The sequence below is a fragment of the Kitasatospora sp. NPDC059599 genome (genome assembly GCF_042735125.1).
Classification (GTDB): Bacteria; Actinomycetota; Actinomycetes; order Streptomycetales; family Streptomycetaceae; genus Kitasatospora.
The window spans coordinates 34,954-43,696 of the sequence record NZ_JBHWCL010000055.1 but is presented as its reverse complement, the minus strand read 5'-3'; the positions used below and the strand labels follow the sequence as shown (position 1 = coordinate 43,696).

General features: G+C 74.9%; 8 protein-coding genes and 1 pseudogene. 4 read left to right on the top strand and 5 right to left on the bottom strand.

Annotated features, from left to right (window positions below):
- Window positions 1-142 precede the first annotated feature (142 nt).
- A pseudogene (locus tag ACFV04_RS20500) lies at window positions 143-666 on the bottom strand (chitinase); the annotation flags it as partial.
- 175 nt (window positions 667-841) lie between these two features.
- On the opposite strand from ACFV04_RS20500, the gene ACFV04_RS20495 reads away from it, so the two are divergent.
- Window positions 842-2,782, top strand: a complete 1,941-nt coding sequence (locus ACFV04_RS20495; RefSeq protein ID WP_380530855.1) for a hypothetical protein — start codon at window positions 842-844, stop codon at window positions 2,780-2,782.
- Between the two features lie 184 nt (window positions 2,783-2,966).
- On the opposite strand, the gene ACFV04_RS20490 is transcribed toward ACFV04_RS20495, so the two are convergent.
- Window positions 2,967-3,161 carry a DUF6011 domain-containing protein gene (locus tag ACFV04_RS20490; RefSeq protein WP_360259161.1) on the bottom strand — a complete coding sequence of 65 codons (195 nt, stop codon included), beginning with the start codon at window positions 3,159-3,161 and terminating at the stop codon, window positions 2,967-2,969.
- A 63-nt stretch (window positions 3,162-3,224) separates the two neighbouring features.
- On the opposite strand from ACFV04_RS20490, the gene ACFV04_RS20485 reads away from it, so the two are divergent.
- Window positions 3,225-3,992, top strand: coding sequence for a TetR/AcrR family transcriptional regulator (locus tag ACFV04_RS20485; protein WP_380343159.1), 768 nt, complete (start codon window positions 3,225-3,227; stop codon window positions 3,990-3,992).
- A gap of 86 nt (window positions 3,993-4,078) precedes the next feature.
- Here the strand turns inward: ACFV04_RS20485 and ACFV04_RS20480 are convergent, their stop codons facing one another.
- Window positions 4,079-4,474 (bottom strand): winged helix-turn-helix transcriptional regulator, encoded by a 396-nt coding sequence (locus tag ACFV04_RS20480; RefSeq protein ID WP_380343161.1) that lies wholly within the window; start codon window positions 4,472-4,474, stop codon window positions 4,079-4,081.
- Between the two features lie 153 nt (window positions 4,475-4,627).
- On the opposite strand from ACFV04_RS20480, the gene ACFV04_RS20475 reads away from it, so the two are divergent.
- Both ACFV04_RS20475 and rarD read left to right on the top strand, forming a co-directional pair.
- Window positions 4,628-5,473 (top strand): SDR family oxidoreductase, encoded by an 846-nt coding sequence (locus ACFV04_RS20475; RefSeq protein WP_380343164.1) that lies wholly within the window; start codon window positions 4,628-4,630, stop codon window positions 5,471-5,473.
- Window positions 5,474-5,718: 245 nt separating this feature from the next.
- Window positions 5,719-6,696, top strand: coding sequence for an EamA family transporter RarD (rarD, locus tag ACFV04_RS20470; protein ID WP_380343167.1), 978 nt, complete (start codon window positions 5,719-5,721; stop codon window positions 6,694-6,696).
- A gap of 57 nt (window positions 6,697-6,753) precedes the next feature.
- Here the strand turns inward: rarD and ACFV04_RS20465 are convergent, their stop codons facing one another.
- Complete coding sequence (locus tag ACFV04_RS20465; protein ID WP_380343170.1) at window positions 6,754-7,629, bottom strand: ABC transporter permease; 876 nt, start codon at window positions 7,627-7,629, stop codon at window positions 6,754-6,756.
- Window positions 7,616-8,743 carry an ABC transporter ATP-binding protein gene (locus ACFV04_RS20460; RefSeq protein WP_380530849.1) on the bottom strand — a complete coding sequence of 376 codons (1,128 nt, stop codon included), beginning with the start codon at window positions 8,741-8,743 and terminating at the stop codon, window positions 7,616-7,618. Before ACFV04_RS20460 ends, ACFV04_RS20465 begins: the two co-directional genes overlap by 14 nt.

Sequence of the window (8,743 nt, the reverse complement as noted above, 5' to 3'; positions counted from 1 at the left end):
CCCCGCCCGCCCCGCCGCCCCACCCGTGGCCCGCGGTCCCCGGGGCCCCCGACACCGTGGGGGGGGCGGGGGGGGCGCCGTCCGGGGCGGGGGGGTGGGGTTGGGCGCCCGCCCCGCGGCCCCACTCCCCTCGATCGGGCCGTCAGCAGGAGATGGTGCCGCCGCCGACGTCCGTCTTCAGCACGCCGACGAACGTCTTGTCGAGGTCGATGCGGTCGTTGTGCTCGTCGGGGTTCTTGCCGTCGCACTCCAGGGCGCCGTTGATGCTGCGGATGGTTTCGCCGAAGCCCTTGTTGCTGACGATCGCGTCGTGCGGGGTCGTCCGTCCGGCGCCGTTCCGGCTGTTCCAGAACCAGAGGGCGGTCTTCCAGGAGACGGCCGGGTCCTCTCGGCGAGGTAGGGGTCGTGCAGCAGGTCGATGTGCAGGGCGTCGCCGGCGGCCTCGCAGTCGAAGTTCCAGCTCAGCTGCAGCGGTCCGCGGCCGTAGTACGCGGACCGGCCGGCCGGGCAGCCGTACGGCTGTGACGCGTCGCAGTAGTGCGGGTGGTCGGCGGTGTTCTGCTCGACGACGTACTTCAGGCCACCGGTCTCGTGGCTGACGTCGGCGAGGAAGGCCGCAGCCTCGCGCTCGCGGGTGGCGTCGTCGTCGGTGGTGGTGAACTTCGGTTAGGCGCTCTGGGCGTTGCCCTGCGGGTTGAACCTCCTGGAGGTCCGAACCACTCGTAAGAGGCGTATCCGATCGAGGAGTTGGACGCACACCTCTGGCGAGCTGGTCGCGGCACCACCGCCCGCACCGGATAGCCTCCTCCGGAGCGAGACGACGCAACCCGGGGGGCAGGGCATGGGCGGTCACACCGACGACGAGGGCGACGAGCGGCTGGCGGCCGAGGGCGAGGTCGCCGTCGCCCGGCTGGCGATCGACTCGGGCGAGCTCGACCACGCCGCCGACCACCTCTCCGACGCCATCCTCGCCGACCCCCAGCTGCCCGAACTGCACGAAGCCCTGGCGGAGTTGTGCGCCGCTGCCGGCGGCCCGGCGGCCGCCCGCGAGCTGTTCCCGCTGGACGGGGAGGTGTACCTCGGCACGGTCGTCTGCCGCGCCCACGTGGAGGCCGCCGCCGGGGACTGGGACACCGCCGTCGGCCTGCTCGCCTCCGCCATCCAGCACGAGCCGGCCCGCCCCTGGGCACACACCGCCTGGCTGGCCCGCGAGGACCTGCCCGGCCTGGTCGACCCGGACGCCGTCGCCCAGGCGGCGGCCCGCGCGGCCGCCGCGCTGCCCGACCCGCTCCCCGCAGAACTCGCCGAAGCCGTCAGGCCCTTCGACGCCTTCGTCATGGCCGTGCTGGACCGCCACGACGAGCACACGCTGCTGCTGGCGATGGCCTCCGGGCTGACCCGCCGCCTCGGCGCCACCGCCCACGCCGTCGAACTCGCCGAGCGGGCCCACCGCGCGGCCCCCGGCTACCTGCCCGCCGTGATGCTCGGCAACGCCCTGCGCGCCGACGGCCACCCCGAGCGGGCGCTCGCCGTCTGGGAGGCCGAACTGGCCAGGGTCACGCCGGACCGGGACAACTCCAGCAGCTACCTCGCCGTCGACGTCGCCGAGCTGTACGGCGTCCTCGGCCGCCCCGCCGAGGGCCTGCCCTGGCTGGATCGGGTGCTCGCCACCGAGCCCGACCACCCCAAGGCGGCCCCGGCCCGGTACGGGCTGCGCCACGCCCTGGACGGCGACCCGGTGCACCTGCTCGGCCTCGCCGACCACCACCGCGACCACCCCGACCACGAGTACGCGCCGGACCTCCTGGCGCGGCTGAGCCACCGGGAGCCCTGGCTCGGCATGGTCCCCGGCACGTCCGAGGCCACCGTCAACCTGCTGCACCAGGTCCTCGCGGCACCCGACACCGGTCCCGACACCGCGGTCGACTGCGAGGTCTCCACCCTCGAACCGCCCAGCTCGCAACTGGCCCTCCACCTGGCCCTGCCGCGCTGCACCGTCGCCTACCGGTCCGTCGACGAACCCGACCCCCGGCGGCCGCTCACCGCGACCGCCACCCGGGTCTGGACCTGGGGCGGCACCGACGGCACCGACCCCGGACCCGCCGTCGCCCCGCCCGCGCCGGAGAGCGCCGAACTCGTCCGCGCCGTCGTCGGCATCGTCTGGCCGACCGTCCCGGCCGCCTACGACGAGGCCGTCCGCCTCGCCGGACTGTCGCTCGACGACCTGCTCGGCGTCCTGGTCCACCCGCCGCTTCCGCGCGAGGACGAACTCGGCCGGGCCCTGCTCGCCCACCAGCCCGAACTGTGGGTGCGCGCCGTCCAGGCCTTCGCCTGCCTCGGCATCGCCCACCACCGCACCGACCAGCCGTGGCCGGAGTCGGACCGCCGCCGGGTGCTGCTCGACCTGCTGCTCGGACCGGAGGACTGGGTCACCGAGGCGGCCGGTTTCGCGCTGGTCGCGATCGGCTGGACGCACCCGGAGGCCCGCGCGGACATCGCCGCCCAGCTCCGGCGTCGGCTGCACTACTGCGTCGACGCCCGGCGGGTGCGGGTGGTGACGATCCTGCGCTCGGTGTGCCGACTCGTGCTCGCCGCGCCCTGGGTGTCGCCCGCCGACCGCGACCTCGCGCGGGCGGCCATCCGCGCCGAGGACGGCACCCGCGCGCCGGAACCCGGGCCCGCCCCGGTGCCCGAACCCGAGCCGGAAGCCGATCCGGAGCCGGAACCGGCCCCCGGGCCGCACCGCCCGGGCTTCCTCGGCCGGTTCCTCGGCCGCGGCTGACGCCCCCGCCGCCGGGCCGAACGGTCCGCAGACCGAGGCGGTCCCGCGCGGTCCCGCCGACCGGAGCCGGCGGGAGGTCGGAGCCGTCCCGCCGACCGGAGGCGCCGCAGCCGCAGCCGCAGCCGCAGCCGCAGCCGCAGCCGCAGCCCAAGCCGTAGCCGTTCCGCCGGCCGAAGCCGGCCCACTACCCGATGCCCGGCAGCGGGTCCTGGTCGACGTCGAACCGGGCGACCCGCTCCGCCGGGTCGCGGCACTCCGGCCCCAGCCGCAGCATCCGCGACTCCGGATCGTGCAGCGGCCGGTGGCACCGGCGGCAGGTGACCCGCCGGCGGAGGGTCTGCGCGGTGTCCGTACCGGGGAGCGGCTCAGGGCTGGTCATGGGGGAGACGGTAGCGGCCAGTGCCGTGCCGGGCCCCGGTCGATGCGTGAAACGATGGCTGCCATGGCCACCGACCGCAGCAGCGCAGGAGACCCGGCGCGCACCCTCGCCCTGCTCTGGGGGCTCACCGCCGAGGAGAAGCCCGGCCGGCGCGGGCCCCGGCAGGCGCGCTCGACCGCCGAGATCGCCGCCGTCGCGGTCGCTCTCGCGGACGCCGAGGGCGTGGACGCGGTGACCATGCGCCGGGTCGCCCAGGAACTCGGGGTGTCCCCGATGGCCCTCTACACCTATGTGCCCGGCAAGGCCGAACTGCTCGACCTGATGCTGGACTCCGTCTACGCGACGATGCCCCGCAGCACTCCCGCCGACGACGGCTGGCGCGCCCGGGTGACCGCCGTCGCGGACGACAACCGCGCGCTGCACCGCGCCCACCCCTGGGTCGCCGCCGTCTCCACCAGCCGCCCGCCGCTCGGCCCCGGCCTGATGGCCAAGTACGAGTACGAGCTGAGCGCCGTCGAGGGCACCGGCCTGCCCGACGTCGAGCTGGACGCCGCGCTGACCCACCTGCTCGGCTTCGTCCAGACCTGTGCCCGGATGGCCGCCGACGAGCGCGCCGCCCGGCAGGACAGCGCGATGACCGACGAGCAGTGGTGGGCGGCCAACGCCGGGCTGCTCGCCCGGGTCTTCGACCCCGAGCGCTACCCGGTGGCGGCCCGGGTCGGCGCCGCCGCGGGCGAGGCGCACGGCGGGGCGTACAGCCCGGACCACGCCTACGCCTTCGGCCTGGCCCGTGTCCTGGACGGCCTGGAAGCCCTCATCGCGCAGCGGTAGACCGCATCGCCGGAGCGGCAGCCGTCAGGTACGGGCGGCGGCTCGGCCGCCCGCTCGCCCGCCGGCCCGCCCGTACGCCGGCCCGCTCACGCGGTGGCGGCCCGGGCGTCGTACTCGTCGCGTGCCGTGATCACGGCCGGCACCCGCCGCTCCGACCAGTGCGCCAGCGCGGCGACGAGCTCCGCGGCCTCCCGCCCGAGCGGGGTGAGGCTGTAGTCGACGCGCGGCGGGATCACCGGGTGCGCCTCGCGCAGCACGAAGCCGTCCCGCTCCAGCGTCTGGAGGGTCTGGGCGAGCATCTTCTCGCTGACGCCCGACACCTGCCGCCGCAGCTCGCTGAACCGGTAGCCGCGCTCGCGCAGCGCGCCGAGGACCAGGACCCCCCACCGGCTGGTGACGTGCTCCAGCACGCCGCGGGAGGGGCACATCCGGTCGAAGACGTTCGGTGGGGGGAGCTCCCTCAACTGCTCGCTTACCTTCATGTCAGTACCCTACTTTGAAGTGCGTACTTTCGAAAGGTTAGTGCCATCTCTAGGGTGAGTTTCGAGGCCAGAGCCCCGCCGGATCCCGCCACAGCCCCACCGGATCCCGACGGAGCACCCGCAGATCCCGAAGAACCCCTGAGGAGCATCACCATGTACGTCGTCACCGGTGCCACCGGCCAGCTCGGCCGTCTCGTCGTCGAGGGCCTGCTGGCCCGGGTCCCCGCGAGCGAGGTGGCGGTCGCCGTCCGCTCCGCCGAGAAGGCCGCCGACCTGGCCGCGCGCGGTGTGGACGTCCGCGTGGTCGACTACGACAAGCCGCAGACGCTCGCCGGGGCCTTCGCCGCCGGTGACCGCGTGCTGCTGATCTCGGGCAGCGAGGTCGGCCGCCGGATCCCGCAGCACCGGGCCGTGGTGGACGCCGCCGCGGCCGCCGGGGTCGCACTGCTCGCCTACACGAGCGCGCCGGGCGCGGCCACCTTCCGACTGGCCGACGAGCACCGGGCGACCGAGGAGCTGATCCTCGCCTCCGGTCTGCCGTACGCCTTCCTGCGCAACGGCTGGTACACCGAGAACTACCTGGGCGACGCGGCCGGCACGGTGGCCCGCGGCGTGGTGCTCGGCAGCGCCGGGGAGGGCCGGATCGCCACCGCCCCGCGCCGGGACTACGCCGACGCGGCCGTCGCCGTCCTGCTGGGCGAGGACGTGAACGCGGTGTACGAGCTGAGCGGTGACACCGCCTGGAGCCTGCCCGAGCTGGCCGCCGAGCTGGCGAAGGCCTCCGGCAAGCCGGTCGGGCACCGGGACGTCGCCCCGGCCGAGCACCTGTCGGTCCTGGTCGGCGCGGGCCTGCCGGAGGGCTTCGCCGCGGCCCTGGTCGACGTGGACGCGGGGATCGCCCGCGGCGAGCTGGCCGGCACCCCGGGCGACCTGGCCCGGCTGATCGGCCGCCCGACCGTCCCGCTCGCCGAGTCGGTCCGGGCCGCGCTGAACGCCTGAACCGTGCTGAACGCCTGAACCGCGGGGAACGCGTGAACCGCGGGGAACGCCTGAACCGCGGGGAACGCCTGAACCGCGGGGAACGCCTGAACCGCGGGGACGAGCCATCCGTCCGACCGGCCCGGATGCCGGGAACGTCCAGCATTCAAGCACTGTCATGACCAAAATACGGAAACGGAGATGACAGTCCGCCCTTCCGCCCGCTACCGTCGCCTCGACCACACGCGCGCGGAAGGGCACCCGGCATGCCACAGACAGACCAGCAGGACAACGGCCGGGGCCTCTGGTACGGCTTCGCGGCCTACGGCATCTGGGGGCTCTTCCCCCTGTTCTGGCCGCTGCTGGAGCCGGGCGCCGCCGACGACATCGTGGCCAACCGCATGGTCTGGTCCCTGGTCGCGGTGGTCCTGCTGCTGGTCGCCCAGCGCCACTGGGGCTGGATACGCCCGCTGCTGCGCCAGCCCCGCCGGCTCGCCATGCTGGCCGCCGCGGCCGCCGTGATCTCCGTCAACTGGGGCGTCTACATCTGGGGCGTCAACGCCGGGCACGTCGTCGAGACCAGCCTCGGCTACTTCATCAACCCCCTGGTCACCATCGGCTTCGGCGTGCTGGTGCTCAAGGAACGGCTGCGCGTCGCGCAGTGGACGGCGGTGGGCATCGGCGCGCTCGCCGTCGCGGTGCTGACCGTCGCGTACGGGCGGCTGCCGTGGATCGCGCTGACCCTGGCGCTCTCCTTCGCGACCTACGGCCTGCTGAAGAAGAAGGTCGGGCTGAGCGGGGTGGAGAGCCTGGCGGCGGAGAGCGCCTTCATGTTCCCGTTCGCCCTCGCCTACCTGGTCTACCTGGAGGTCAGCGGCCGCGGCACCTTCGGGCACACGGTGGCCGGCTCGTACGGCTGGGGCCACTCCGGGCTGCTGATGCTGAGCGGCGTGATCACGGCGATCCCGCTGCTGTTCTTCGGCGCGGCCGCCGTCCGGGTGCCGCTGACGGTGCTCGGACTGCTGCAGTACCTGGCGCCGGTGTTCCAGTTCCTGATCGGCGTCGCCGTCTTCCACGAGTCGATGCCGCCCGCCCGCTGGGCCGGCTTCGGCCTGGTCTGGGCCGCGCTCGCGCTGCTCACCTGGGACGCGCTGCGCCAGGTGCGGGCCGACCGCGCGGCGCGGGCCGCGGCTGTGCCGCAGCCCGCACCGGTGGACATGGCGAAGGCGACCGTCACGCGCTGACGGCCGTCACCCGCTGACGGTCCTCATGCGCTGACGGCCGTCACCCGCCGACGGTCCTCACGCGCTGATGTCCCGGCTGGCGAAGCGCGACCAGGCCGCCGTGCCGAACACGGCGACGTAGGCGGCCTGCAGCCCGAGGTCCTTCAGCACGCCGTCCCAGTACATCGGCTCGCGCAGCAGGTCCGCGAAGCTGAGCCAGTAGTGGGTGAACAGGAACGGCCTGATCGCGTCCAACTGCGGGAAGGCGTCCAGGATCTGGACGGTGATCACCAGGCCGACCGTGGCGGCCATCGCCGCGATGCCGCTGCCGGTCAGCGTGGAGACGAACAGACCGATCGCCACCAGCCCGGCCAGCGAGGCGGCGACCACGCCGGCCACCAGCACCGCGCGCAGCAGCGCGTCGGTGAAGCCGATGGTGTCCCCGGAGATCAGCGTGACCTCGCCGAGCGGGAAGAGCGCGGCGCCGGTGGCCAGGGCGGCCGCCGCGACCGCCGCCGTCGCGGCCAGGCAGAACACCAGTCCGGCGGTGAACTTGGCGGCCAGCAGCCTGGTCCGCCCGGCCGGGGCGACCAGCAGGTAGCGCAGCGTCCCGGTGGCCGCCTCGCCCGCCACCGAGTCCCCGGCGACCACGCCGACCGTCATCGGCAGGAAGACCGGCAGTGCCACCGCCAGTGCGGTGAAGACCAGGAACAGCCCGTTCTGGGTGGTCTGCGCGATGAAGCTCGGACCGCCGCCGCCGTCGTGCGGACCGTCCGTGTTCAGCTTGACGATCACCCCGATCAGGACCGGCAGCACCGCCAGGATCCCCAGCAGCACCTTGGTGCGCAGCCGGCGGAAGGTCAGGTGCAGCTCGTTGCGGAACAGCGCCAGGAACCCGGCCGCCGTCTGCGGCCTCCTGCCCGTGCGCAGCGCCGGCGCCTCAGCCCGCGACATCGAAGCCCTCCCCGGTCAGCGCCACGAAGGCGTCCTCCAACGTGCCCCGCTCCAGCCCGAAGCCGTGCACCCGCACCCCGGCCTCGACCAGCGCCGCGCACAGCTTGGGCAGCGCCTCGTCGCCGCGGTCGCCCAACTCGCCGTCCACCCGGCCCTCCCCGGGCACCAGGGCGGCGATCTGGTGGGCGGCCAGCACCTCGGCGGCCTGCGCCACGTCCGGGGTGCGGACCACCAGGCGGCCCTGCGCCCGGGCGGCCAGCTCCGCGACGGTGCCCTGCACCACGAGCCGGCCCCGCGACATCACCGCCGCGTGGGTGCAGACCTGTTCGATCTCGTCCAGCAGGTGCGAGGAGAGGAACACCGTGGTGCCCTCGGCCGCGACCTCCCGCACCAGTGCCCGGATCTCCCGCATTCCTTGCGGGTCCAGCCCGTTGGTCGGCTCGTCCAGCACCAGCAGCTCGCGCGGCTGCAGCAGCGCGGAGGCCAGGCCCAGGCGCTGCTTCATGCCGAGCGAGTACGCGCGGGCCTTCTTGCCGGCCGCCGCGCCCAGCCCGACCCGTTCCAGTGCCGCGTCGACGCGCTGCGACCGGGTGCGCGGGTCGGCGGTCGGGTCGGCGGCGTCGAAGCGGACCAGGTTGTCCCGGCCGGAGAGGAAGCCGTACAGCGCGGGGCCCTCGATCAGGGCGCCCACCCGGGGCAGCACGGTGGCCACGGACTGCGGCATCGGCTCGCCGAGGACGGCGGCCACGCCCGAGGTGGGGGCGATCAGGCCCATCAGCATCCGGATGGTGGTGGTCTTGCCGGAGCCGTTGGGGCCCAGGAAGCCGAAGACGGAGCCGCGCGGCACGGCCAGGTCCAGGCCGTCCACGGCGAGCTGGCCGCCCCGGAAGCGCTTGGTCAGGCCGCGGGTGCTGATCACGTCGTCGGAGCCGGAACCGGAGCCGGAGCCGGGGCCGGGGCCGGAGCGGGCGAGCGAAGCCGAGGCCGAGGAGGCCGGGGCCGAGGGAGCGGCGGCGGAGGAGGAGGGCGGAACGGGAACGGGGGCCGGGCGCGACTCGGCGCCCGAACCCCCGGCCGACTCCGTAACGTCCCCCGTTACGGGAGTCTCGGTCAT

Bases quoted from the DNA above. Each gene is read 5' to 3' on its own strand.
- ACFV04_RS20490 (WP_360259161.1), bottom strand. From the start codon at position 3,161: ATGACCAGCCCTGAGCCGCTCCCCGGTACGGACACCGCGCAGACCCTC.
- ACFV04_RS20485 (WP_380343159.1), top strand. From the start codon at position 3,225: ATGGCCACCGACCGCAGCAGCGCAGGAGACCCGGCGCGCACCCTCGCC.
- ACFV04_RS20465 (WP_380343170.1), bottom strand. From the start codon at position 7,629: ATGTCGCGGGCTGAGGCGCCGGCGCTGCGCACGGGCAGGAGGCCGCAG.
- ACFV04_RS20475 (WP_380343164.1), top strand. From the start codon at position 4,628: ATGTACGTCGTCACCGGTGCCACCGGCCAGCTCGGCCGTCTCGTCGTC.
- ACFV04_RS20495 (WP_380530855.1), top strand. From the start codon at position 842: ATGGGCGGTCACACCGACGACGAGGGCGACGAGCGGCTGGCGGCCGAG.
- rarD (WP_380343167.1), top strand. From the start codon at position 5,719: ATGCCACAGACAGACCAGCAGGACAACGGCCGGGGCCTCTGGTACGGC.
- ACFV04_RS20480 (WP_380343161.1), bottom strand. From the start codon at position 4,474: ATGAAGGTAAGCGAGCAGTTGAGGGAGCTCCCCCCACCGAACGTCTTC.
- ACFV04_RS20460 (WP_380530849.1), bottom strand. From the start codon at position 8,743: ATGACCGAGACTCCCGTAACGGGGGACGTTACGGAGTCGGCCGGGGGT.